Source organism: Streptomonospora salina (assembly GCF_014204715.1).
In the GTDB taxonomy this organism is placed as follows: domain Bacteria; phylum Actinomycetota; class Actinomycetes; order Streptosporangiales; family Streptosporangiaceae; genus Streptomonospora; species Streptomonospora salina.
This window is the reverse complement of sequence record NZ_JACHLY010000001.1, coordinates 2195413-2218614: the sequence shown is the minus strand read 5'-3', so window position 1 is coordinate 2218614 and position 23202 is coordinate 2195413. Positions and strand designations below refer to the sequence as shown.

At 71.1% G+C, this 23202-nt stretch carries 24 protein-coding genes; 17 read left to right on the top strand and 7 right to left on the bottom strand.

The annotated features are described in order from the left end of the window. Positions 1-65: 65 nt before the first annotated feature. Positions 66-683: a TetR/AcrR family transcriptional regulator gene (locus tag HNR25_RS10005; RefSeq protein ID WP_184634385.1), complete on the bottom strand. Its 618-nt coding sequence runs from the start codon at positions 681-683 to the stop codon at positions 66-68. A gap of 659 nt (positions 684-1342) precedes the next feature. On the opposite strand from HNR25_RS10005, the gene HNR25_RS09995 reads away from it, so the two are divergent. Beyond that, positions 1343-2365, top strand: a complete 1023-nt coding sequence (locus tag HNR25_RS09995; protein WP_184634383.1) for a hypothetical protein — start codon at positions 1343-1345, stop codon at positions 2363-2365. 143 nt (positions 2366-2508) lie between these two features. Here the strand turns inward: HNR25_RS09995 and HNR25_RS09990 are convergent, their stop codons facing one another. After that, a complete protein-coding gene (locus tag HNR25_RS09990; protein ID WP_184634381.1) occupies positions 2509-3654 on the bottom strand; it encodes a zinc-binding dehydrogenase in 1146 nt (381 codons plus the stop codon). Positions 3655-3726: 72 nt separating this feature from the next. Beyond that, complete coding sequence (locus tag HNR25_RS09985; RefSeq protein ID WP_312862454.1) at positions 3727-4197, bottom strand: acyl-CoA thioesterase; 471 nt, start codon at positions 4195-4197, stop codon at positions 3727-3729. Positions 4198-4461: 264 nt separating this feature from the next. On the opposite strand from HNR25_RS09985, the gene HNR25_RS09980 reads away from it, so the two are divergent. After that, positions 4462-5334: an NAD(P)H-dependent oxidoreductase gene (locus HNR25_RS09980; protein ID WP_246463556.1), complete on the top strand. Its 873-nt coding sequence runs from the start codon at positions 4462-4464 to the stop codon at positions 5332-5334. A 40-nt stretch (positions 5335-5374) separates the two neighbouring features. On the opposite strand, the gene HNR25_RS09975 is transcribed toward HNR25_RS09980, so the two are convergent. The 3 genes from HNR25_RS09975 to HNR25_RS09965 all read right to left on the bottom strand — a co-directional run bounded on the left by HNR25_RS09975 (position 5375) and on the right by HNR25_RS09965 (position 7486). After that, positions 5375-6013 carry a hypothetical protein gene (locus HNR25_RS09975; protein ID WP_184634379.1) on the bottom strand — a complete coding sequence of 213 codons (639 nt, stop codon included), beginning with the start codon at positions 6011-6013 and terminating at the stop codon, positions 5375-5377. Between the two features lie 51 nt (positions 6014-6064). Then, the gene (locus HNR25_RS09970; RefSeq protein ID WP_184634377.1) at positions 6065-6643 is read right to left on the bottom strand and encodes a hypothetical protein; all 579 of its coding nucleotides are present in this window, start codon (positions 6641-6643) and stop codon (positions 6065-6067) included. 276 nt (positions 6644-6919) lie between these two features. Then, on the bottom strand, positions 6920-7486 hold the full coding sequence (locus tag HNR25_RS09965) for a hypothetical protein (protein WP_184634375.1): 567 nt from the start codon (positions 7484-7486) through the stop codon (positions 6920-6922). 870 nt (positions 7487-8356) lie between these two features. On the opposite strand from HNR25_RS09965, the gene HNR25_RS09960 reads away from it, so the two are divergent. Together HNR25_RS09960 and HNR25_RS09955 are read left to right on the top strand one after the other, a co-directional pair. Then, positions 8357-10342 carry an acyltransferase family protein gene (locus tag HNR25_RS09960; RefSeq protein ID WP_312862453.1) on the top strand — a complete coding sequence of 662 codons (1986 nt, stop codon included), beginning with the start codon at positions 8357-8359 and terminating at the stop codon, positions 10340-10342. A gap of 244 nt (positions 10343-10586) precedes the next feature. Beyond that, the gene (locus HNR25_RS09955; protein WP_312862725.1) at positions 10587-11363 is read left to right on the top strand and encodes an SAM-dependent methyltransferase; all 777 of its coding nucleotides are present in this window, start codon (positions 10587-10589) and stop codon (positions 11361-11363) included. Positions 11364-11494: 131 nt separating this feature from the next. On the opposite strand, the gene HNR25_RS09950 is transcribed toward HNR25_RS09955, so the two are convergent. Then, positions 11495-12697: a DUF418 domain-containing protein gene (locus HNR25_RS09950; RefSeq protein ID WP_246463555.1), complete on the bottom strand. Its 1203-nt coding sequence runs from the start codon at positions 12695-12697 to the stop codon at positions 11495-11497. Between the two features lie 92 nt (positions 12698-12789). On the opposite strand from HNR25_RS09950, the gene HNR25_RS09945 reads away from it, so the two are divergent. From HNR25_RS09945 to HNR25_RS09885, 13 genes are all read left to right on the top strand, one after another. Further along, positions 12790-13449, top strand: a complete 660-nt coding sequence (locus HNR25_RS09945; RefSeq protein ID WP_312862451.1) for a TetR/AcrR family transcriptional regulator — start codon at positions 12790-12792, stop codon at positions 13447-13449. Between the two features lie 375 nt (positions 13450-13824). Beyond that, the gene (locus HNR25_RS09940) at positions 13825-15054 is read left to right on the top strand and encodes a helix-turn-helix domain-containing protein (protein ID WP_184634369.1); all 1230 of its coding nucleotides are present in this window, start codon (positions 13825-13827) and stop codon (positions 15052-15054) included. A gap of 147 nt (positions 15055-15201) precedes the next feature. Then, positions 15202-15690: a hypothetical protein gene (locus HNR25_RS09935; RefSeq protein ID WP_184634367.1), complete on the top strand. Its 489-nt coding sequence runs from the start codon at positions 15202-15204 to the stop codon at positions 15688-15690. Next, on the top strand, positions 15687-15974 hold the full coding sequence (locus HNR25_RS09930) for a hypothetical protein (protein ID WP_184634365.1): 288 nt from the start codon (positions 15687-15689) through the stop codon (positions 15972-15974). The genes HNR25_RS09935 and HNR25_RS09930 overlap by 4 nt, the downstream gene beginning before the upstream one ends. 362 nt (positions 15975-16336) lie before the next feature. Beyond that, on the top strand, positions 16337-16579 hold the full coding sequence (locus HNR25_RS09925) for a hypothetical protein (protein WP_184634363.1): 243 nt from the start codon (positions 16337-16339) through the stop codon (positions 16577-16579). Beyond that, positions 16551-17084, top strand: coding sequence for a DUF6879 family protein (locus HNR25_RS09920; RefSeq protein ID WP_184634361.1), 534 nt, complete (start codon positions 16551-16553; stop codon positions 17082-17084). The genes HNR25_RS09925 and HNR25_RS09920 overlap by 29 nt, the downstream gene beginning before the upstream one ends. Positions 17085-17102: 18 nt before the next feature. After that, complete coding sequence (locus HNR25_RS09915) at positions 17103-17954, top strand: helix-turn-helix domain-containing protein (protein WP_184634359.1); 852 nt, start codon at positions 17103-17105, stop codon at positions 17952-17954. A gap of 83 nt (positions 17955-18037) precedes the next feature. Then, positions 18038-18205, top strand: a complete 168-nt coding sequence (locus HNR25_RS09910; RefSeq protein WP_184634357.1) for a hypothetical protein — start codon at positions 18038-18040, stop codon at positions 18203-18205. A gap of 46 nt (positions 18206-18251) precedes the next feature. Then, on the top strand, positions 18252-19499 hold the full coding sequence (locus HNR25_RS09905; RefSeq protein WP_184634355.1) for a hypothetical protein: 1248 nt from the start codon (positions 18252-18254) through the stop codon (positions 19497-19499). A 24-nt stretch (positions 19500-19523) separates the two neighbouring features. After that, complete coding sequence (gene hisS, locus HNR25_RS09900) at positions 19524-20840, top strand: histidine--tRNA ligase (RefSeq protein WP_246463554.1); 1317 nt, start codon at positions 19524-19526, stop codon at positions 20838-20840. Positions 20841-21083: 243 nt separating this feature from the next. Beyond that, positions 21084-22055, top strand: coding sequence for a helix-turn-helix domain-containing protein (locus HNR25_RS09895; protein ID WP_312862450.1), 972 nt, complete (start codon positions 21084-21086; stop codon positions 22053-22055). 449 nt (positions 22056-22504) lie between these two features. Beyond that, complete coding sequence (locus HNR25_RS25855) at positions 22505-22792, top strand: hypothetical protein (protein WP_246463553.1); 288 nt, start codon at positions 22505-22507, stop codon at positions 22790-22792. 5 nt (positions 22793-22797) lie between these two features. Continuing rightward, complete coding sequence (locus tag HNR25_RS09885; RefSeq protein WP_312862448.1) at positions 22798-23088, top strand: hypothetical protein; 291 nt, start codon at positions 22798-22800, stop codon at positions 23086-23088. The last annotated feature ends 114 nt before the right edge of the window (positions 23089-23202 follow it).

Below are 23202 nucleotides of genomic sequence, written 5' to 3'. Positions count from 1 at the left end.
GGCGGGGGGCGCTCCGGTAGGACGGGCCGGGGCGCCCCCCGCCGGAGGGCGGGTGCGGCGGCGCGTCACCGCCCCAGGCGCCGGATCAGGCCGACGGCCGCCTCGATGAGCCGGTCGGCCTCCCCGCGGGAGTCGGCCGCCACGATCTCGCGGCGCGCCTCGCCGATGATCGCGGTGAGCACGCTGACGGTGAGGCGTTCCAGAGCGGAGTCGCCGGCTTGCAGCAGTACGGAGTTCCGGCGCACCCACTCCCGGCTGCGTCGGCGGCGCAGCGCGTCGAAACCGGGCGGGCCGTCGCCGGTGAGCAGCAGCAGGCTCACGTCGCGGCGCTGCCAGGAGCCGTCGAGGAAGGCGCGCGCCCCCGCGACGAACAGTTCGAGGGGGTCCTGCTCGCCGTCCGCGCGCGCCTGGGCGACGGCGCCGGCGGCCTGCTCCTCGTCGGCGGCCTGCTGGTTCTCCCACAGCGCCAGGAACAACTCGGTCTTGCCGCCGAAGTGGTGGTAGAGGCTGCCGACGCTGGATCCCGCCCGCTCGACCATGTCGGCGACGGCGGCGTCGGCGAACCCGTTCTCGGCGAACACCTCCCGGGCGGATTCCAGCAGGACCCGGCGGGTGTGGGCGGTTCGGCTCCACTGCCACGCACCCGCGCGCCCGCCCGTGCGGGCCTCCGCCCTGCGTGCCATGCGCGCCCTTCCGTCGAGCGGGGCGCAGCGGCGGCCGCGCCGGTCCAGGCTGTAGGTCTCCACGGTAGCGAACACCCGGCCGCACCGCGGGCCGCGGCGCCGTTCCGGAGTTCGTGGCGGAGAAGGTGGGGGAATCGTCGTTGCAGACACCTGCGGCCGCGGCGAGCACCTGGACGGCATCGGTCTGCACGGGTTCGCTGCCGCTGGCCGCCGCCGGCCTTCTGGAGGGGCGCCGCACCTGATCGCCCGCATCGCCGGAGACGGGCACGCCCAGCTGGTCCAGCTCGTCACCGGGTATGAGCCGCAGCCGCCGTTCGACGCGGGTGAACCGGACACGGCGCCGGAGGCGGTGGCGGCCGCGGCCCGCGAACGTTTGGCGGGCTCGACCGGGCGGACGTAGGAGCTGCGCGGGCGGCGGCGCGGCCGGTGTACCCGTCCGGCGCAAGGGGGCGCCGGCCTCCCGCGCGCCTGACCGGTTCCGGTCGTTTTCCGGAATAGGTGGCGGTGACATTCACATTCCCGTTCTGACCTGGGGTTGCGAACCCGCCGGCGGCAGTCGGCCGCGATTGCCGGGACATGCGGATGTGCGCCACACTGCGGCTACGGTATGCAACCGATGATCGGGAGATCCTATGAGCGGGCGGCCGGTGCGGAACCGGATGCGCACAGCAGGGGTGGCGGGGGCCGCCGTCGCCGCCACTCTGGCACTCGCCGCGTCCGGTGTCGCCGCCGCCGACCGCCCGGGTGGGAGTACGGAGGCCGAGCCCGCCGCCGCTACGGCGGCCGGGGCCAACAGTCCCGGTGGCTCCAACTACAACTTCTACCGGCTCGACGGCTGCGACCGCGAACCCTACGGCGTACTGAAGAACTTCCACACCGAGCGCGAACTCATCACCGACCAGCTCACCGAGATGCACGCCAACGGCCAGCGGCGGCTGATCATCGGGATCTTCCACCACAACGGCCCCGAGACCGGAACCGTCATGGACTCCTCCGGCGGCGACATCAAGCCGCAGTACAAGCAGAACCTGGCCGACCTGCTCGCCACCGCCGACGACATCGGCTTCGCCGAGGTCGAGGTGGCCATGCACGTCCTCGGCGCCAACAGCCCCAACGGCTGGGACACGTGGAACGAGGACCTCTACCGGGAGAACTGGCAGCTCATCCGCCAGATCCGCCCGATCGTGCGGAACTCGGGGATCCACTACCGGCTCAACCTCGGAAACGAGCTGACCCCCGCCCCCAACCAGCCGCAGACCCTGGCCTACACCCAGCGGTTGTGGGACGACTACACAGCCGCCTACGGCAAGACCGACACCGTCGGATTCTCCATCATCGCCAGCCGCCCCGAGCGGATCGCCGCCCTGCCCGACATGTACCGCGGCAACCCGCCCTACCTGTTCGACCTGCATTTCTACGGCGACGACACCGCCGACGAATACGAGCAGTTCTCCGCCGCGCACCGGCAGATGGCCGCAATGGGCTACGACCAGGGCTGGGTGGTCGGCGAGACTTACTACAACGACGCGGCCGCCGCCGACCGCATCGACCGGGCGATCGCCGACACCGGCCGTGAGGTGTACTGGCTGACCCAGTGGCCGTTGACCCGCGCCCGCGGCTGCGACCACGTCGACGCGGCGCCGCCGACGGAGTTCGACGCCTTCGCCGGCGCCGGATTCTGACCCCATGCGCTCGGTGCTCCGTCCGCGGAACGCCGAGTGCGGCGGCCGGGGCGCCGGTCCCGTCCTGAGCGGCGCCCCGGTACCGCCCTCCGAGCCGGTCCCCGTCGGCGAACGGCGGACCCGGCCCGGTGCCCGGTGCGGTCCTAGAGCTCGACCACCTGGCGCACCGCCGCGCCCGAGGCCAGGCGGTCGAACCCCTCGTTGACCTCGTCCAGGCGCAGGCGACCGGACAGCAGTTCGGTGACCGGCAGCATGCCGCGCCGGTAGAGGGAGATGTAGGCGGGGATGTCGCGGGCCGGCACCCCGGAACCGAGGTAGCTGCCGCGCAGGGTGCGCTCCTGGGCGGCCAGGGTGACGGCGGGGATCGACACGTGCCGGTCGGGGTGGGGGAGTCCGACGGTGACCGTGGTGCCGCCCGGGCGGGCCGCCAGGTAGGCCTGGGCGAGCACGCCGGCGTCGCCGGTGGTGTCGACGACCTTGTCGGCGCCGCCCCCGGTCAGTTCGTGGACGGCGTCCACCGCGTCGGGGCCGCCCGGAAGCCGGTCGGTGGCGCCCAGCCGCCCCGCCAGGTCGCGTTTGGCCTCGATCGGATCGACGCCGACGACCTGTGCCGCACCCGCCACGTTGGCCCCCAGCAGCGCCGAGAGCCCGACACCGCCCAGGCCGAACACCGCCACGCGCTCGCCCGGCCGCACCTCGGCGGCCTTGAGGGCGGACCCGACTCCGGTCAGCACCGCGCACCCGAACAGCGCGGCGACCTCGAACGGCAGGTCGGAATCCACGCGCACCGCCGAGGCGGCCGAGACCACCGTGTACTCGGAGAACGCGGAGACGCCCAGGTGGTGGGCGGGCCGCTCGCCGCCGGAGCCGGACCAGCGCCGGCCGCCGCCCACCAGGTCGCCGGCGTTGTTGGCGGCGGCCCCGCGCACGCACAGCGCGGGGCGCCCCTCCAGGCAGCGGGCGCAGCCGCCGCAGGGGGCGACGAAGTAGAGCACCACGTGGTCGCCGGGCGCGAACCGGTCGTCGGCCCCGGAGCCGCAGGCGACGACTTCGCCCGCGGCTTCGTGGCCCAGCACCATCGGCACCGGGCGCGGCCGGTCGCCGTTGACCACCGACAGATCGGAGTGGCACAATCCGGCCGCTCGGACGCGCACCAGCAGCTCACCGGGGCCGGGCGGCGCGAGTCCGAGTTCGCGCACCTGCAGCGGGCGCGAGCGGGCGTAGGGGGCGTCGGCGCCGATCTCCTCCAGGACGGCGGCGCGCACGGTCTCGGGTGCGGGTGCGTTCACTGGTCCTCCACTCCACCGGGACGGCTGAGTACCGGCCGGTCGGCAGGCCGGCCGCTCTCGGCCGGGCGACGTTCACGCGGCGCCGGTCTGCAGCTTCTCCAAGGCGACGCGCAGCGGGCCTTCGACAGGGACGGGCCGGCGGTTCGTGCGGTCGACGAAGACGTGCACGAACCGTCCCCGGGCCACCTCGGTGCGCCGATCGCGCCGGTAGAGCCCTACCCGGTACTGCACGGAGGACGTGCCCAGGCGGGCCACCGACAATCCGACGGCGAGCACCTCGGGGAACGCGACTTCGGCGGTGTAGGAGCACTGCGACTCCACGCACATGCCGATGACGTCGCCGCCGCGGTAGTCCAGGCCGCCCTCCTCGACCAGCCATGTGTTGATGGCGGTGTCCATGAACGCGTAGTGGACCGTGTTGTTCATGTGGCCGTAGGCGTCGTTGTCGGCCCAGCGCGTGGGGATCTCCGTCCAGTGGGCGTAGTCGGGCTCCTCGGCGCCGCCGGCCCCCGGACCGTTCGCGGCGTTGTCGGCCGTGTCCACCTGCTCCCCCCCGAATCCATGACGACATACCAACCGGTATGGAGACTACCGGTTTCCGTGCTGCGGTGCGTTCGCGGCGCGGTCCGGGCGCACGCGCCACCGGGGTGCCCCAGCGGCGACCACGCCGTTGACCGGCGGTGCGGCCCGGCCGTGACCGGCCGGACCGAATTCCGCGGCGCTATTTCCCATTCTGTTCTCGATACGCCTATTCCGCCGCCGTCGAGAACGTGTCCGCGGGGTGGCTGTTCGTGCGGACAAGAAGGGATGAGGCAGGATCGCACCATGAAGATCCTGTGGGTGTTCGCGCACCCGGAACGCCGCTCTCTCAACGGTTCCCTGATGGACGAGGGACTGGAGGAGCTGGCGGAGCTCGGCCATGAATACCGCGTCAGCGACCTGTACGCGATGGACTTCAAACCCGCCGTCGACGCCGACGACGCGGGCGGTGTCGGCGGCGCGGGCTGTGACCGGCTGTTCGTCGGCGACGCCCAGGAGCGCGCCTACCACCAGGAGCGCCTCGGCGCCGACGTGCGCGGCGAGCAGGAGAAGATCGAGTGGGCCGACGTGCTGGTGTTCCACTTCCCCCTGTGGTGGTTCGGCCCGCCCGCCATCCTCAAAGGGTGGTTCGACCGCGTACTCGTCCAAGGCTTCGCCTTCGGCCTCAACGACGAACGGGGCCGCACCCGCCGCTATGGCGACGGCGGGCTGGTCGGCAAGCGCGCGCTCATCGTCACCTCGGTGGGCGCGCGCGAATCGGGATTCGGGCCGCGGGGCGTGCACGGGCAGGCCGAGGAGGTGCTGTTCCCGCTGCTGCACGGCACCTTCTGGTACACCGGCGCCGCGGCGCTGCCGCCGTTCGTGGTCTACGGCGCCGACCGGTCCGACAGCGCCGATTTCGCCCGCCGCGCCGCCGAGCTGCGCAAGCGGATCGGGGAGCTGGACACCGCCGAACCCATCGCCTACCGGCACGAGAACAGCGCCGACTACGACGACGACCTCGTGCTGAGCCCGGAGTCGGCTCCGGGCCGCACGGGCCTGGGTGTGCACCGGGCCGGGCCCGGGCCCCACGGCCGCCCCGCCCCCGTCGAGTCGGCGGACGGGACCGGCATGCGCACCCCCGGCCGCCCCGCCGGGTGAGAGGCGGCCGCACCCCGGGCGGCCCCCGGGGGCGCGGCGGTCAGTCCCCGGTCTGCAGCAGCTGCCGGAAGAACGCGCGATAGTCGCGCATGGTGGTGCGCAGTTCCTCGGTGTCGGACTCGGCCTCCCCGGACCACCGCCCTTCGAGCACCTCCTTATGGGCAGCGAGCCGCTCGTTCAGCGTGCGCAGCGTTTCGCCGACCAGCCGGTCGGCGGTGTCGACGGCCGTGCGGGGGTCGTCGACGAAGTCGCTCTGGGCGCTTCTCCACCGCTCGCGCAGGAGTTGGGCGTCCTCGGCGGAGAACAGTGCGGCCCCCTGCTCGTCGGCGTTCGCCCCGGAGGGCGGGCGCCCGCCCGTGGAACCGCCGGAGGAACCGCCCGACGAGGTGCCGGACGGGGCGTCCGTAGCCGAGGCCCCCGCCGACGGCGCTGCGGCCTCCGCGTGCCCGGCGGAGGCGCGCTTGTCCGCGGGAGCACGCGCGGAGCGGCCCGCCGCCCGCCGCTTGGCGCCGCCGGTTCCCCCGGTTCCCCCGGTTCCGGCGGCGCGGTCGCTCGTCGACCGGACCGTCGGGCGGTCGGACTCCCGACCGCCGCTCGCCGAATCGGCGGTTTCCGGACGCCCGCCCTCGGCGGCGGACTCCGCGGCGGCCTCGTTCCTGCTCTTCGACGGGTCGTCCATGCAGGCACTCCCTTCACCGGGGCGCGCGTGCGCCCGCGCGGTTTCGGCTGGTCAGCGGGCGGCGGTGTCGCCGCGGCGGAGGGCGCGGGGACCGCCGGGGGCGGCGGAGCCGTTGCCGAGCAGCTCGTTGAACAGCGCGCGGTAGTGCACCATCGCGGCACGCAGGGCCTCGGTGGTGGCCTCGCCGGCGGCGCTGCGCTCACTGACGGCGCGGGCCTCGCGGTAGCGGTCGAGCGTGCCGGCATGCTCGACCGAGAGATCGGTGATGCGCTGCGCTTCGTCGGACGTGGGGTAACCGCGGTCGGACATGAGCTGCGCGAGGAGCTCGTGCCCCTCGCGCACGGCCTCGCCCGGCGCGTCGACGAAACGCTCCTGGACGCGGATCCAGTCGGTCTCGTACTGCCGGCGCGAGGCGTCGGTCAGGGGCGTGAGCTGCAATCTGGCGTGGCGCTTCGCGCGCTCGGCGAGGTCGCGAACCGCCGCGCGGCGATCGCCGTGCTCGGCGATCGCGCGATCGTACTCGGGGCCGAAACGCGCGCGCAGGCGGCGCCTGCGCTGCCACGGCACCGCGGACACCGCTCCGGCGGCGACCAGTGCGACGACGACGGTGATGATCAGGCCGGTGTCCATGCCGATCGGCCTCCTCGGTACCGGTCCGGGGCCCGGCGGCGACGCCGGACCCGTTGAGGCTCCACGGATTGGCTACCCCGCCGGGACGGAGTAAACCGGAGGCAATCGGCCGGTCACGGGCGGGATGCATCGAAAGCGCGCCTACCTGGGGCGACGCGTCGCCGCCGACGGTGATGTCGCTCCGGGGTAAGGGCTTTCGGGTGTCGCCCGCGCCCGTTGGCGGCACGCCGATACACATGAACCCGGCCGCGGCCGGGCACGCGGCCGGGCACGGGACTACGCCGCAAGCACCGGCAGCACGCGTACCAGGGCGGCCGCCGTGCCCGCGGCGAGCGCAGCGGCGCAGGCGACGGCGGCGAACTCCCGGAACGCGCGCGCCCCGATGCGCGCCCGGGAACCGGCGTCGGCGCGGCCCCCGGATCGGCCCGCGGATCGGCCCGCGGAGGAGCGGCGGCGCGGGGCAGGCGGTGCGGGCGCCTCGGCGGGGCGGTCTCCGCCGTCCGGGGGCGCCGTGTCCGCCCGGCCGCCTCCGTGCGGGCGCGGCGCCCCCGGTTCCGGCTCCGGGCGGGTAGGGGCGTGCGGTCCGGGTGCGCCTGAGCGGGGTTCGGGTGCGCGCGGCGGCGACTCGCAGGACTGGGGCGGGGGCCCGACCGGGGGTCGCCCGGCGACGATCTCCGGCCTGCTGTGGGCGAGGCGGCGGATGAGGGACGCCAGCGCGGCGTTCTGGGCCTCGTCGAGCTCCGCGGAGTCGTCGGGCGGCGCCGGCCGACCGGGGCGGGGCGCGGTCGGCCGGAGAGTGTCCGACGGCGCGGTGCGGCCGCCGTGCGTGGTGCCTGCGGACATGGCTGTGCCTTTCAGGACGCGCTGAGGGGACCGGCGGGTGCCGCCGCGCGGCGGAGGCGAGGAGAGGGAAGCGGAACAGGAGAATCCGGAACCTTTAGGGGAGGCCGGGCGCACGCACCGTTCCATCGGGCGATACACCGATCGTGGCGGGCCCCGTCGGTGCCGCCGAGTTTATCGGGGCACGTGCGGGGGATTCCGGGATTCCGTTGTTTCGGTTGCAGGGATTTTCGGGTTCTGGATGTCCGTGCAGGTCGCAACGGGGTTCGGGGAGATCGGTCCGCCGGTGCGCCGCGGCGTTCGGCCCATGGTCCGCGGCGTTGCGCGGAGAAACAGTGGATATTCCATCGGAGTGGGTTTCGTGGTATTGCGACCGTTTTGCGAACTCGGGTGGATTCGTCGGGAAGCGTCGGGTGGCGACTCCGGAGTCGCGGTACTCGGACGGTGTCCGCCGCACCGGTGTCCGCCGGGCGCGCGGGACCCCGAGCACCGGGCGCGGACCCGGCCGGCGGGCGCGGCCGGCGGGCGCGGCCGACCGGGCCGGTCGGCGATCCCCCGGGGTGTCGGGCGCGGCGCCGCCGCCGTGCCCCGCCGGTAGCGCGCGCCGGTGCGCCGCAGGGCCGACCCCGCTGCGACGGGGCTGCGCCCGCCTGAGAGGATTCACATGATCCTGAGAGGATTCACATAAATCCGCGGTAACGCCTTGTATGTAACGAGGGCGTCACGACAGGATGGGAGTGCTCGGTTCGCCCCCGTCCGTGCGCGACCCTGTATTCCCGTCCGGAAATGCTCTCCGTGGCTACTAACGTACAAACCGTATCCAAGGTTGCCGCTTCTCCTGCCGGCGGCTCTGAACGGCGTTTCCTGCCGGAGGTGCAGGGCCTGCGCGCCGTGGCGGTGGCGCTCGTGCTCGTCTATCACGTCGATCACGATCTGCTGCCCGGCGGCTATGTGGGTGTGGACGTCTTCTTCGTGATCTCGGGGTTTCTGATCACGTCGCTGCTGCTGCGCGAGGCCCGCACCGAGGGGCGGGTGTCGCTGGGGGCGTTCTACGTCCGCCGTATCCGGCGGATCCTGCCCGCGGCGAGCGTGGTGCTGGTGGGGACCGGGCTGGCGGCGCTGTGGCTGCTGCCGGCGACGCGGTTGGCGGAGACGGCGCGGGAGCTGGTGGCCAGTGCGGTGTATGTGGAGAACCTGTTCCTGGCCGGGGAGTCGGTGGACTATCTGGCCGCGGAGTCGGCGGCCAGTCCCGTGCAGCATTTCTGGTCGCTGGCGGTGGAGGAGCAGTTCTATCTGCTGTGGCCGCTGCTGTTCGCGGCGTGGGCGGCGGGCGGGCCCCGGTGGGGGCGCCGCCGTGTGGCGCTGGCGGCGGCGGGGGGTGTGCTGGCGGTGTCGCTGGGGTTCTCGGCGGTGCTGACGGCCACCGATCCCCAGCCGGCGTATTTCCTGCCCCAGACCCGGATGTGGGAGTTGGCGGCGGGGGGTGTGCTGGCGGTGGCGTCGGTGCGGATCGTGTGGCCGGTGCGGGTGCGGTGGGTGCTGGGCTGGGCGGGTCTGGCCGCGATCGGCTGGTCGGTGCTGGCCTATGACGATCAGACGCCGTTTCCGGGGGTGGCGGCGGTGGTGCCGGTCGCGGGGGCGGCGGCGGTGATCGCGGCGGGGTGCAACGGGGGGCGGTGGTCCTCCTACGGGCTGCTGGCGAGTGGTCCCGCGCGTTTCGGCGGCGATATCTCGTATCCGCTGTATCTGTGGCATTGGCCGGTGATCGTGTTCGCGTCGGCGCTGACCGGTTCGGCGCGGCTGGAGCCGTTGTATGCGGGGCTGGCGGTGGTGGTGTCGGTGGTGTTGGCGTGGGGCACCAAGGTGGCGGTGGAGGATCCGGTGCGCCGGTGGGGGCTGTTGCGGTCGGGCCGGCGGGCGGGGGTGTTCGCTGTGGTGGCGGCGTTGGTGGTGGTGCTGGTCGGTGCGGTTCAGGTGGGGCGCTACGAGTGGCTCAAGGGGGCGGAGTTCGATCCGGTGCAGCATGTGGGGCCGGCGGCGTTGGGTACGTCGGAGCCGATGGGGTCGGGTGCGGTGCCGTTGTATCCCTCGGCGGTGGCCGCGGGCGAGGACTTCCCCGACGTCAAGGACGAATGCCAGGCCCCTCCCGAGACCACGCGGCTGCAGTCCTGCGTCTACGGTCCCGACGACGCCGACACCACCGTCGCCCTGGTCGGCGACTCCCACGCCGCCCAATGGGCGCCCGCCCTGCGCACGATCGCCGACGACCACGACTGGCAGCTGCACATCTACGCCAAATCGTCGTGCTCGTTCACCCTCACCACGATGGAGCGCAACGACCGGGACTACGACGCGTGCACGGAGTGGAACGAGTCCCTCCTCGATGAACTGAGCGGCGACATCGAGCCCGACATCCTCTTCACCACCTCCAGTGCCAACAACAAGGCGGCCTCGGCCTCCAGCCAATCCGACGGCGCGCTCGACATCGCCGCCGGCATGAACCGGCTGTGGTCGCCGCTCGAAGACGCCGGCACCGACGTCGTCGCCATCCGCGACAACCCCCGCATGGCCACGCGCCTGCCCGAATGCGTGTCACTGCACAAGGACGACCTCGCCCAGTGCGAGCAGCCGGCCGAGGACGCGTTCTCCAACGACGACCCGCAGGTCATCGCCGCCGGGAACGACCCCGACGCCGACGTCGTCGACCTCACCGAGGAGTTCTGCACCGGCGACACCTGCCTGCCGGTGATCGGCAACGTCACCGTCTACCGCGACAGCCACCACCTCACCGCCACCTACTCCGAGATGCTCGCCCCGAAACTGGAACGAGCAGCCGGAAACGCCCTCGGCGGCCTGTAGGCGCGATGCGGGGAGGGTCGTGCGGTCCTCCCCGCGGGGCGCGGTGTGCGCCGCGGGGAGCCCGCCGGGCCGCAGGCGGCGCTATCGTGGCCGCGTGCGCGAATCAGACGAAAACGAAGATCGCCTCGAACGGGCAGGCTCCACGCACGCCGATCAGGCGGGGAGCGGCATCAAGGAACCGTGGCGCGCCGGCCCCGACGCCGTCGGCGGACCGGCCGGCACCCGCACCGGGTCGCCGGCCGGGATCGACACCTCGGTGGCCCACAACGCCCGAGTGTGGAACTACTGGTTGGGCGGCAAGGACAACTACGCGGCCGACCGCGGGGCCGGCGACCATGTGCTGTCGCTGTTCCCGAGCATCGTCGACGTCGCGCGCGCCGACCGCGCGTTCCTGCAGCGGGCTGTGCGCCATCTCGCGGGCGAGGTCGGACTGCGCCAGTTCCTGGACATCGGCACCGGGCTGCCCACCGCCGAGAACACCCACGAGGTCGCCCAGGCCGTCGCGCCGGAGTCGCGCGTGGTCTACGCCGACAACGATCCGCTGGTGCTGGTCCATGCCAGGGCCCTGCTGACCTCGCGGCCGCCGGGTGCCACCGACTACATCGAGGCCGACATCCGGGAGCCCGAGACCATCCTGGAGGCCGCCGCGGCCACCCTCGACCCGGACCGGCCCGTCGGGCTGATGCTGCTCGGCGTGCTCAACTTCGTGCCGGACACCGAGGAGGCCCGGGCCGTCGTCGCGCGGCTGGTGGCGGAACTTGCCCCGGGCAGCTACGTCGCGCTCACCCACCCCACTCTGGAGATGGGCGGCGAGGCCAACGCCGAAGCGATGGCGTTCTGGAACGAGAACGCCACCCCGCCGATCACGCCCCGCACGGTCGCCGACATCACCGCCTTCGCCGACGGCCTGGAGATCGTGGAGCCGGGCGTCGTGTCCTGCGCGGAGTGGCGGCCCGAGCCTGACGACGCCGGCGCACCGCGGCGCGTCCCGCAGGTGGGCATCGTCGCGCGCAAACCCTGACCGGGCGCGAACCGGTCGGCGCCCGCAGGAGGCGGCGGCTGTCCGCTGCCGCCGCGCGGTCCCTCTGACCGCGCGGCGCAGACGCGGGCGGGCGCCCGCCCGGTGATCACGGAACGGGGGCGGGTACAGGCTCACCCCGGCGACGCCGGTTCGGGCGGGCGGCCGTAGGTCATCCGGCGCAGGAACCACTCGGCCGGGCCGCGCCGGAACCCGGCCCGGCGCAGGGCCTCCGCCAGCACGACCGTGGCCAGCCACACCGCGGTGCCCAGCGCCACGGCCTGGGCGTCGCTCAGTGAGGCGCCGATGTCCAGGGTGTAGGGCGGGATCAGCGCCAGCCAGGCCACCGACTGCAGCAGGTAGCACGTCATGGACCGCTGTCCGGTGGCGGCGAGCGCGGTGGCCACGGGGCCGCGCCGGCCGTCGCGCCGCCGGTCCAGCCGGAGAGCGATCAGCGCGATGACGGCCGCGTAGCCGAATCCGCCCGCGTAACCGGTGAGCAGGTGCAGCCAGAACACGACCGCCTCGGCCGCCGGGGCCGCGTTCCACACCTCGATGTTGATCAGCGCCTGCGGCACGCCCCCGGCCACGCTCGTGCCGACGCCCCATGCGGCGGTCCGCCGCAGCAGGGGCAGGTGGCGCCACGGTTCTTCCAAGAGGCGGCGCCGTCCGGCCCACACGCCGATCAGGAACGGGAACACCGACAGCGCGAACATCAGCGGCAGGAAGGACGGGAAAACGGCCAGGCGCGCCAGCGCGTCCGACAGCCAGGTGACGTCGGCTCCGGTGCTCTGGGCCGCGGCGGAGAACAGCAGGGTGGAGGCCAGGGCGTAGAACAGGCTGCCCGCCGCCATCCACGCGAAGGCGTGGGTGAGCAGCCGCCGGTCGCCCATGCCCAGGGCCGCGGTGAAGACGAGGGCGATCAGGCCGTAGACGGCGATGATGTCGCCGTGGAACAGCAGGGCGGTGTGCGCGACGCCGATGACCACGAGCCAGCGCCCGCGCCGGCGCAGCAGGCGCCGGACCCACGGCCACTCGCGGCCCTCGGCGGTGCGCCGCCGGAGGATCTGCGCGAGGCCGTAGCCGAACAGGGCGGCGAACATGGGATAGCCGCGGTTCTCGGCGAACAGCGCCATCACCGCGGTGGTGCCGACGTCGAGGGGACCGGCGAGCGAGAAGCCGCCTGCGCCGGCGAAGTCGCGGAACAGGTGCGCATGTACGGTTGCGATGATGAGCAGCATGAATCCCCGCGCCAGGTCGGGCGCGAGCGAGCGCTGCGTGGCGGGCACCGCTCCGGAGGCGGGCGGGGATTCGCTGCGATCGGTGTTGTGCGACATCGGCAGTCCTCGCAGGAGTTGCGATTTAAGATACGGGTTCGTATCTAGTTGCCACCATAAGATACGCGTTCGTATCTAAGGAAGTGGGCGAAGTGGGTGACCGGAACCGGACAGACGACAGCGAAGGACCGTCGCGGGCCCGGCGCCGCCGGGGCGCGGAGCTGGAGGAAGCCATCTACACGGCCGCCCTGGAGGAGACCGCCGAGCTCGGCCTGCCGCGCGTCACCATGGAAGGCATCGCCCGCAGGGCGGGGACCGCCAAGACCTCGCTGTACCGGCGATGGTCGTCACCGGAGGACATCGTGCTTCGGGCGCTGTACCGGGGATATCCCGTCGAGCAGCCCGCGCCGGGCGCCGACGACCTGCGCGGCGACCTCGTCGCAGCGCTCACACTGATGCGCGACAGCCTGATGCGGCCCGTGTACGGACGGGTGATGTCCTCAGTCCTCAGCGAAGCCTGGCGCCGCCCCGACCTGCACGAACGCCTCTACGCTGAAGTCTTCGACGCTCGCGGCGGGCGCTTCACCCGCACCGTGCTGCTGCACTACGCCGACCACGGGCGCATCGACCCGGCCCTGATCACCCCCGTCGTCGCCGACATCGGAGAGGCCCTGCTGTTCAAGTACGGCATCGACACCATGGCGGTACCGGGCGACGACTACATCGCCGCCGTCGTGGACCAGGCGATCCTCCCGGCGGTGGGACGGGCCGCCGATGCCGGTTTCGGGGAGAGAGACGGCGCGGCGGACTGAGGGCGGACGGGGGCGCGGAAAGGCGGGTTGGCGTGCGGGGTGTCGGGGCGGATCGCTCGGTCGGCGCTCGACCGATCTGTCGCGTGGTCCTGACCGGAATCATCCACGGATACCGGTGAAAACCTCGCGACAGATGAGGCCGCAACGGCGGTTCCCTACGCCCGTGAACCCTCCCGTCTGGACGCGGGAACCGTGCGCCGTTGGCGGGCGTGCTCGCGGCACAGAGGCGGCGACTGCCCGACGACTTTGAAATCGCCCTGCGGTGCTCCCGCCGGGGCGCACCGCTCCCCGGTGCCGAGCGGCCGGACCTCTGACACACAACGATCCCCGGCCTATGCTGGCGAGTGTCGAGCCCACCAGTAGGACGGGGATCTGATGACAGAGCATATCCCGGAATCGTCGCCCCTCACGTTCGGTCAACGCGTCCGACGTCTACGCGAGCGCAACGGCCAAACGCGCGCCGTACTCGGCGGCCTAGTAGGCCGCTCCCAGGAATGGGTCAAGTTCATCGAATCGGGGCGGCTGCAGATGCCGCGCCTTCCGCTACTGCTACGCCTTGCGGACGCACTAGGGGTAGAGGACATGTCGGATCTCACCGGGGATGAACGGCTTGCCGCGGCGAGCTATACGAAGGCGGCGCATGATGCACTGCCCACGGTCAAGGACGCTCTCACGTCGTACACGTTCGGTCGTGAAGCAGATGAGGCGCCGACGGCCGCGGAGCTGATCGAGCGTGTCCGGCAGACCTGGCAGCTCTGGCACGGAAATCGCGACCACCGCAGCCGTGTAGCGGCCGTACTGCCCGGTCTCCTATCGGATCTCCAGCACGCTGCCCGCACTCTGCAAGGCGATGACCGGCGTCGCGCGTTGGCTGCGCTCGCCGAGACGTACCATCTCACTCAGCTCTACCTGAGCTTCCAGCCGACTCCCGAGCTGGTTACGTTGACCGGCGACCGGTCCATGTCGGCTGCCCAGGACGCCGACGATCCGCACGCGATAGCCGTAGCCGCGTGGTATCTGAATCACGTGTTTCGTGACGCCGGAGAGCGCCATGAGGCACGCGTAGACCTGGCGATGCGCGCGGCGGACCTGCTACGGCCCGACAATGGCCCGGAAGATCTCGCGCGCTGGGGACTGCTGCAGCTCGCCGCCGCACTCTCCTACGCGAAGATTGGACGCGCCGGTGACGCGTGGCGCTACTGGGACCGCGCCGAAGATGCGGCCCAGCGGCTCGGCGACCGGTACGCGCACCCGTGGCTAATGTTCGGCCGCGGCATGGTGGACGCCTACGCGATCACGATGAACAACGACCTCATGAAGCCCGGCGCGGCACTAGAAGTCGCCGAGCGAATCGACCTCGCGCCGATGCCGTCGGCCACTCGGCGGAGCTTCCACCTGATCGAATCCGCCCGCGCCCACAGCATGAAGGCCGAAAGCGTGGCTACGGTGCACCTGCTACGGAAGGCCTACCACGAATCGCCCGAGACGGCCCGTTACAACCTCTTCACCCGCTCGGCGGTGTCGGAGCTGAGCACGGCCGGTAGCGCCATGATCCGGGATGACGTGCGCAACCTCGCGCGCAAGATCGGAGTCCAGGCGGCTTAGGGGGACAACCTGTACCACTGCGCAAGGGGGTAGCGGAGCTACCCCCTTCGTTGTGCGCGGTGCTCTAGCGTCAGTGGCCAAAGCAGACCCCCGCGACGGTGTGGGCCGTCCGGGGGCGTGGCCACCGACTGAACTGGAGTCGCTGACGTGCCTGATCGTATCGAGCGCCCCCAACGCCGCATAGTCGGCCCGTGGGCCGAGTCCTCCGGCCGGCGCTCTCGCCGAGCCGCCCGCACCCGCCCCTACGTGCGGCGCCTGCCGAGCACCCCCCAACCCAAGCCCTACGAAGTCGCCCCGCGCGCCGCGCTGGTACGGCCCTACGTGCTCGCCGAGCGCCCCCAGTGGCAGGAGCCGAGCGAAGCGGCCCCGCCCCCCGCACCCGTGCGCCCCTACGTGCGAGCCGCAGCCCGCGATCACGCGCAGCACGGCGCCGAGGCGTCCCGGCTCGGCATAGCCGTGCTCGCCGACATTGCCAACACGCAGGCCGCCACGCGGAACCCCGCTGGTGACACGTTGGATGACGTGCGTGCCGCACTCTCCGGTCCGCTGCGGAAGCTCATCGCCCAGCGACCCGACCTCGGGCACTCGGCCTCCGCTGCAGGCGCCGAGCACACGCTCGCGGGGGTGCAGTCATGAGCGTCCCCGACCCTTACCGGATCCTCCTGGGCATGCTGAAAGACCGCTACGGCCACCGGTGGAGCATCCGCCGCACCGAACACCTCTGGATCGCCACCGCTACCGACCCCGACGCCGACCACGCGCCGACGATCATCGAGCCGGACATCGACGCGTTCATCGACGCGGTGGAGAACCCGCCCGCGCGGGCGGGCCGCCCGTCGCTGCTGTCCGCGTCATGGGTGACAGCCGAATACGAGAGGCTGGGTGAGGGTGCCTACATCTCGCGTCCACCCAGCACGTAGAGACGGCCGCGCGCAAACCTTGACGGCACGCGGCCCCGGCGGCGCCGGTCCGGCCGGGCGGCCGTAGGTTATGCGGCGCAGGAACCGTTCGGCGGCGCCGCGCCGGAACCCGGCGCGGCGCCGCCGCCTCGGCATCGAGCGCGCGGATATTGGCACGGTAATCGCTTTTTCCTCACGGGTAAGACGGCACGCTCGATCAGCACCGGACGCGTGTGAACGCGCCGACGGCGCAGCTGGGGATTACGCGGCGGGCCAGGGATCCTCGTGGATATATCCGCTTCCGGCGAACCTTTGAAGGCATTGACTTGATCTTCCAGCGATGGGACGTTCATGCAACGTGCAACCCCTCTGTTGGAGACGATATGGCTTTGCAGTACATAGGGAAGGATCCGGAATCCGGCAAGGACGGATCACCGACGGTCTTCGTGGACCAGGACAACGGCGACCTGGTCGTCCAGGGATGGATCGCCGACGGTTCGACCCGGACCGGCTGTCTGGAGTCAGGTCCCATACCCGATCATGAGACGGTCGTGCGGGTGCCCGCCCGCATGATGGCGATGGTGAAGGAGGCCTGCGATGCCGCTGAGCGTGCCGACGTTCATTGACATGCTGGCCGACTGCCGGAAGTCGGCCGTCCATCTCGAAATGCGCGACTTCTACGCCGTCGCCGACGAAGCCGAGGACTTCGAGGCCTGGAAGCGCGGGCACCGCACCGACTGGGATGACCGGGAGTACTGGTGGCACCCCTACTACCAAGCGGTATCCGACGCTGTCTCTCGCGGAGTGGTGGTACGCAGGGTGCGGGTGGTCTCCGAACCGGTGAGCGACTACATCCGATACGAGCACTACATCACCGAGGCCAACGTCCGCGCAGGTGAGCAGGTGCGCTGGCTACCGCGCCGCCAGGCAACGGATATCGCCCTTCCCGGCAACGACGTCTGGCTGTTCGACGACCGCCTCATCCGCATCTACCACTTCAGCGGCGAAGGGACCCTGCTCGACCAGGAGGTGAGCGAGGATCCCGACCTCGCGCGCCTGTGCGGGGGCGCCTTCACCGACGTGTGGAACCGGGCGATCCCCCACGCGGAATACTCCGTCTCCGAGTCTTAAACCCACTGCCCCCCTGTAATGTCGTCTTCCCCTTCCTCCAGTGCGCAGGCCGCCCGTGCCGCGGTCGCCGCCCGGCTCAAGGAACTGCGCCTGGAAGCTGGTCTGACGGGTGTGGAGCTCGCCGAGCGCTGCGGTTGGCACAAGGCCAAGTCGTCGCGGATCGAGAATGCGCGTACTCCGCCATCCGACGCCGATATCCGCACCTGGTGCGCAGCGTGCGGAGCCCAGCGGCACGCAGAGGACCTCATCGCTTCCTCGCGCAGCGCCGAGTCGATGTTCGTGGAGTGGCGGCGCAAGCAGCGGACCGGGCTGCGACGGCTTCAGGACTCCTACGTCGAGCGGTACCGCCAGACCACGCATTTCCGGATCTACTCGCCGGACATCGTGCCCGGCTTCGTGCAGACTCCGGCCTATGCGACGGCTCTGCTGTCCTCCATCACCGAATTCCGGCAGATTCCCGACGACGTCGCCGATGCGGTGGCCGCGCGCACCGAGCGATCCCAGATCGTCCACGAAGGACGCCGCCGATTCGCTCTGCTCGTCGAAGAGGCGGTGCTGCGCTACCGCATCGGGGACGCCGCCACGATGGCCGGCCAGCTCGGCTACCTGCTCTCGGTGATGTCCCTGCCTACCGTGTCCTTGGGGATCATTCCGTTCACCGCGCCGCGGCCGATGTGGCCGCTGGAAGCCTGCTACATCTTCGATGATCGGATGGTCCAAGTGGAGTTGCTGACAACCGATGTGACCATCCGTGCCCCCACCGAAATCGCCACATACTTAGCAGCCTTCACTGAGCTCCACAAACTGGCCGTCTACGGCAATCAAGCTCGTGCCTTGATCACCTCAGCGATCGATTCGCTGGAAGGGTAGCAGCGCAACTTCGTGCAACTCCATTGAGTGCCGATGAATCGGCTAGCTACGTTTGCCTAGCCAATCGGCGAAAAGGAGATGGCATGAACGTTCAGCCCGCTGCGACCGCAACCCCCGAGGAACCCTCCACCACCGCATCCGACCTGACCGCGGTCATGACCCGGACACTGCCCCAGGGCGGGATCGACCGCATGACCGACGAGCGCATCGAGGAAATCCTCGCCGTTCCCGCGCTCACCGCCCACCTGTAGATACACGGCCGACGCACACCCCCGGGGTCAGGGTTTGGAGACAGGGATGCACGACTGGAACGAGAGGGTCACCCTCCTGTTCAGCGCCGGAGCTCGGCCGCTGAAACCGGCGCAGGAGCTGACGCTGGCGGAGTTGCTGCTGGCCAACCGGTTCCCGCCATCGTTGTTCCAGGCATATGCAGTGCCCGGCGACGGCTCGTTGAAGCCCATCCCCACCACCCTGACCCCCGGGCAGGTGCCCGAGGACCACACGATCCTGCTGCAATGCATGCGCAACACCGACATCGACGCCCTGCGCCCCACCGAAGTCGCAACCGTGCACCACGTCGAGGAGCCGACGACAGCGCTGCTGGACCTCCACTACGCCGACGACGACAAGAGCCCTGAACATCGGGCCCACCTGGTCGATGACGCCGCCATGCGCGAAATCGTCTTCGGTAAGATCGCCGATTTCCTCGCCCACCATGAGATCCCGTTGCCCGTGGTCGCCGGAATCTCCGGCGGCGGCGACAGCAGCAGCCTCGTTCAGGGGATGCGCCGCTACACCGCCGAGCACGGTCTCGACCCCTCGGCGATCACGTGCTTCACCCTGGTCATGGAACCGCTCTGGCCCGAATCCGCGGCCCAGCGTGCCCGCGCCCTGTGCGCTGATGCGGGCTTCGAGCACGTCGTCCTCTATCCCGAAGACACCGCCGCCCTTCTGGGCATGAGCGGATCACCGCACACCCTGTGGGGGGAGTTCGAGCGGAAGTACGGGGCCGACTCCTCACACTTCTTCGGTACCTTCTTCGTCAATCTGGTGGGGCGCGCGCTCTGCGCAGAGCGCGCCGCCGGCCATCTGCTGGTGGGTTACCAACGCGAGGATGTCATGGCCGAGCTGCTCTTCCTGCTGATGAACGGCCGCCGGCCGCTGCCGTTCCCCCGGCGCCGCACCGGCGAGGTGGAGGTGCTGATGCCGGTATGGGACGTGCCCAAGAGCCTGCTGGACGCCTGCTATCCCAGCGTCAGTGAGAGCAACTACGCCGAACGGGTCGATTCCACCGCGGTGCGGCGCTCATCCATCTACTACCTGGCCCACTGCCTGGACGCGTTGGTGCCCCAGATGTCGCTTTCACTGATGAGCGGCATCAAATCGCTGATGGACGCGACCGGCGGATGGCAGGAGCTTTCCCATGTGGGTGCGACGCCGTTGCTGCAGACCGGGCACGGAAACACCCCCGAGCAATCGACGATGGTCGAGCTGCTGATGGAGCACTTTCCGCACTGGGATTCGGCTGCGTCTGCCCCGCAGTAGGATTGTCGTCCATCACGCAGCGCAATGCAGGAGGCCACATTCATGGGCCAGGCCGCCCAAGCACCGTCCGGCACCCGCGACTTCCTCGCCGACGAACTGCGCCGCCGCACGGCGGCCGTCACCGCCGTCTCCGAGGTCTTCGAGCGCTACGGGTTCGACCCGCTGGAGACCCCGGCCTTCGAACGGCTCGACGTGGTCACCGGCAAATACGGCGAGGAAGCCTCCAGCCTGCTGTTCAAGATCCTGCGGCGCGGCGTCCATGAGGCCAGTGGGCAGGCCGACCTGGCGCTGCGCTACGACCACACGGTGCCGTTGGCGCGCGTGATCGGCACCCACGGCTCCAAACTCCCGTCGCCGTTCAAGCGCTACGCCATCGGGCCGGTCTGGCGGGCCGATCGGCCTCAGGACGGCCGGTTCCGCGAGTTCGTCCAGTGCGACGTGGACACCGTCGGCTCCCACTCGCCGCTGGCCGATGCCGAGGTCGTCTACGCCGTCGCCGACGGTCTCCAGGCTCTCGGCGTTGAGGACTTCCGTTTCCTGGTCAACAGCCGCGAAGCGCTCCGCGGGCTGCTGGAGGTCTACGGCGTCGGTCTCGAGCTGGGCGACGGTGTGCTGGCGACATTGGACAAGCTCGACAAGATCGGGGAGGAGGCGGTCGCCGGCGAGCTGGCCGAACGCGGTGTCGCTACGGCGACCGCCGAGGCCGTCGTCGCCGATATTGCGGCCGACAGCCCGGACCGGCTTCGCGCCAAGCTGGAGACCAATCCGCGCGGCAAGCAAGGGTTGGCCGAGATCGACCGGATGCTGGAGCTGACCGGTGGACTAGAGGGGCGCATCGCGTTCGCGCCCCGGATGGTGCGCGGCCTGGACTACTACACGGGCGCGATCTGGGAGGTCGAGGCTGTCGGCTACCCCGGTGCCGTCGCCGCCGGAGGCCGCTATGACCAGCTGGTCGCCGCACTGGGCGGATCCGACATGCCCGCCGTCGGCGGCTCGGTGGGCATCGAGCGCATCCTCGCCACGCAGGAGACGGCAGCCGACGACCGGCGCGGTCTCGATGTCGCCCTCACCGCCCTCGGCCACAGTGAGGCCGGGACATTGCGGCTGGCCCGCGCTCTGCGCGGCCGCGGCCTGCGGGTGGGGACCTACCTGGGGACCTCGGGCAAGCTCGCCAAGCAGCTCAAGTGGGCCGACGACCAGCGGGCCCGGTTCGCCGTCATCCGCGGCGCCGACGAGCAGGCCGCCGGAGAGATCACCGTTCGGGACATGGCCACCGGCGAGCAGCACAGGGTGGCCGACGACGACGCCGTCGCGCAGATAGAGCGACTCCTCGGCCACTGATCCCGGGATCAGCCCGATGACGAGCGTCTCACCGCCGCGATATACGCAAGTCCGGGCGCTACCGCCATCGAGCGCCAGGTTTTCGTCACTTGAGGAGCTTGTTCGCCGTGAAATCCGCGCGTTGGATCGGTTTCAGGCGCGGGTGAAGGCGCCGATGGTGCCGCCGCCTGATTCGCTGGCGGAGAGTGATTGCTTCGGCCTATCCTTATGGTGACGGCTTCGGCATTACTCGAAGGGTCTGCAGTGTCCGACTTCGCGGAACGAGCACGCGCGGATCTGGATGAGTGCGACATTTCGCTGCGGGCGGCCGCCCGGACGATGCACATCGACCCCGGCCATCTCTCCCGCGTGCTTTCCGGAAAGCGGCCCCCCACTCCGCATCTCGCGGAAGCTCTGGACGGGCTCGTCGGCGCCGAGGGCGCCCTGGCCGATCTGGCGGCGACCCTGAACGAGGATGACCGGGGCCGGATTGCGCGCAGCGTCGCGGAGCCGGCACGCGTGGACCTCGGCACAGTGCACGCGTTGGCGGACGTGCTCGCGGCACAGCGGCGGCTCGACGACACGTTGCCCGCGACCGCGATGCTGTCGGGTACGTCGGCGCAGTGGGAGACCGTGGAGCGGTTGGCGCGCGACGCGCGGGGGCCGCATGCGGACGCGCTTCGCGAAGTCGCCGCGGAGTGGGTCCAGTTCGTGGGGTGGTTGCACGCCGAAGCGCGTAACGACGCCGATGCGGTTCGCTGGCTTACGGAGGCGCAAGACCGGGCCGACGACGTCGGCAGTGGGGAACTCGCGGCGCAAGCGGCGAATTTCAAGGGGTATCTCGCGCGTCGACAAGGGCGCCCGCGGGCGATCGTGCGCTGGTTCTCCGCGGCGTACTACACACCGGGAGCGGCCCCGCTGCAACGTGTCGGGGATGCGGTTCAAGCGGCACACGGGTACGCGCTCCTCGGGGAACGCGACACAGCCCGGCGGTTGTTGGGCGAAGCGTCCGATCTCGCCGACGCGGCCGCGGACACGGAGGCACCGGGCACCGCCTATTGGCTGTCTCCCACGTTCTCGCGGATGGGGATGGGCCTGGTTCATCTCGCGTTGGACGAGCATGCGGAGGCGGCGGCGAACCTTCGGGCCGGACTGGACGGTCTGCCGCTCGAACAGCGGTGCGCGGAATGGTCACGAGAGTACCGGGACGCACTGGAGGAGGCGCGCGCCGCGTAAGCGCGACTCGGCTGTTGGGCATAGCCGGTCGTTTCGCCTTCGATTTGCTCATGGTCGCAACTCATCGCCGAGTCCAGGTCACCGATTCCGCTTCTGCGCTTAATGCGTCATCAGCGTATCGCCACATCGATCGAAGGTCGATTTATCCGAAATGAAGCGAGAGAGGTAGCCCGCGGCATAGTGCGCCCTGACGTTCGGTTTCTCGTAGTGGCGTGTTGCCCGTTGTCTTCTACGAGTAAGAAACGGGGCAACACTTTTGCGCGATGCTGATTCGAGGAAAGCTGTGAGGCAGTACAGACCCCCGCGACGCGGGCAAGGCGTCCGGGGGCGCGGCCACCAGCTGAGTAGGAGCTGATGACATGAGGCAGAGTAGCCGTCCACCCATGCGGCCCGCGAGGCGGTGGGGGCGCGGTCCCGAGTGCGCGCACGCGCACGCGGCGGCCTCACTGATGCAGATCCGCCACCCCGACTTCGTGATCTGGTTCGGTGAGACCTCGCGCCGGTTCTACGTGATGGACGACGACGGTCTCCACGAGTTCGCCGATACCGACGCGGTACTGCTGTTCGCGTGGCAGCGCACCGCGCGCCCTGCGCACCGGGCGGCGCAGCATCGCCCCGTCGGCTTCGATGACGGGCTCGACGACCTCCGCGAGACCCTCACCGGCCCGCTGCGCGAGCTGATCGCCGCCCGACCGGATCTGGCGCACACGCCTGCACAGATGGCGGGGGAGAGGTGATCGGGGTGGATGCGCCGGATGGCGATGCGGCTCTGCTGGCCATGCTGAAGGCCCGCTACGGCGCCCGGTGGAACATCCGGCGCACCGAGAACCTGTGGATCGCCACCGCCCGGGACCCTGAGGCCGGCCACGCGCCTACGGTCGTCCACCCGGATGTGGAGGCGTTCGTCCAGGAGCTGGAGGAACCCCCGACTCGCGCCTGTCGGCCGTCGCTGCTGTCGTCGTCGTGGGTGCGGTCGCGGTTCGACCGGGCCGGCGACGGCGCCTACATCTCCCGCGAGCCGCCTGCGACCTGAGGGGCGGACGTCCGTTGACCGAGGGGACCGCATGCCCGAGCGCTACCGCAGCATCGTCGACGTTCACGTGATCCTGCTCCGTGGCCGGGAGATCCTCCTGCTGGAGCGCCAAGG

Bases quoted from the DNA above. Each gene is read 5' to 3' on its own strand.
- hisS (WP_246463554.1), top strand. From the start codon at position 19,524: ATGCAGGAGGCCACATTCATGGGCCAGGCCGCCCAAGCACCGTCCGGC.
- HNR25_RS09965 (WP_184634375.1), bottom strand. From the start codon at position 7,486: ATGTCCGCAGGCACCACGCACGGCGGCCGCACCGCGCCGTCGGACACT.
- HNR25_RS09950 (WP_246463555.1), bottom strand. From the start codon at position 12,697: ATGTCGCACAACACCGATCGCAGCGAATCCCCGCCCGCCTCCGGAGCG.
- HNR25_RS09970 (WP_184634377.1), bottom strand. From the start codon at position 6,643: ATGGACACCGGCCTGATCATCACCGTCGTCGTCGCACTGGTCGCCGCC.
- HNR25_RS09915 (WP_184634359.1), top strand. From the start codon at position 17,103: ATGTCGTCTTCCCCTTCCTCCAGTGCGCAGGCCGCCCGTGCCGCGGTC.
- HNR25_RS09930 (WP_184634365.1), top strand. From the start codon at position 15,687: ATGAGCGTCCCCGACCCTTACCGGATCCTCCTGGGCATGCTGAAAGAC.
- HNR25_RS09925 (WP_184634363.1), top strand. From the start codon at position 16,337: ATGGCTTTGCAGTACATAGGGAAGGATCCGGAATCCGGCAAGGACGGA.
- HNR25_RS09910 (WP_184634357.1), top strand. From the start codon at position 18,038: ATGAACGTTCAGCCCGCTGCGACCGCAACCCCCGAGGAACCCTCCACC.
- HNR25_RS09995 (WP_184634383.1), top strand. From the start codon at position 1,343: ATGCGCACAGCAGGGGTGGCGGGGGCCGCCGTCGCCGCCACTCTGGCA.
- HNR25_RS09975 (WP_184634379.1), bottom strand. From the start codon at position 6,013: ATGGACGACCCGTCGAAGAGCAGGAACGAGGCCGCCGCGGAGTCCGCC.
- HNR25_RS09980 (WP_246463556.1), top strand. From the start codon at position 4,462: ATGAGGCAGGATCGCACCATGAAGATCCTGTGGGTGTTCGCGCACCCG.
- HNR25_RS10005 (WP_184634385.1), bottom strand. From the start codon at position 683: ATGGCACGCAGGGCGGAGGCCCGCACGGGCGGGCGCGCGGGTGCGTGG.
- HNR25_RS09940 (WP_184634369.1), top strand. From the start codon at position 13,825: ATGACAGAGCATATCCCGGAATCGTCGCCCCTCACGTTCGGTCAACGC.
- HNR25_RS09920 (WP_184634361.1), top strand. From the start codon at position 16,551: ATGCCGCTGAGCGTGCCGACGTTCATTGACATGCTGGCCGACTGCCGG.
- HNR25_RS25855 (WP_246463553.1), top strand. From the start codon at position 22,505: ATGCAGATCCGCCACCCCGACTTCGTGATCTGGTTCGGTGAGACCTCG.
- HNR25_RS09905 (WP_184634355.1), top strand. From the start codon at position 18,252: ATGCACGACTGGAACGAGAGGGTCACCCTCCTGTTCAGCGCCGGAGCT.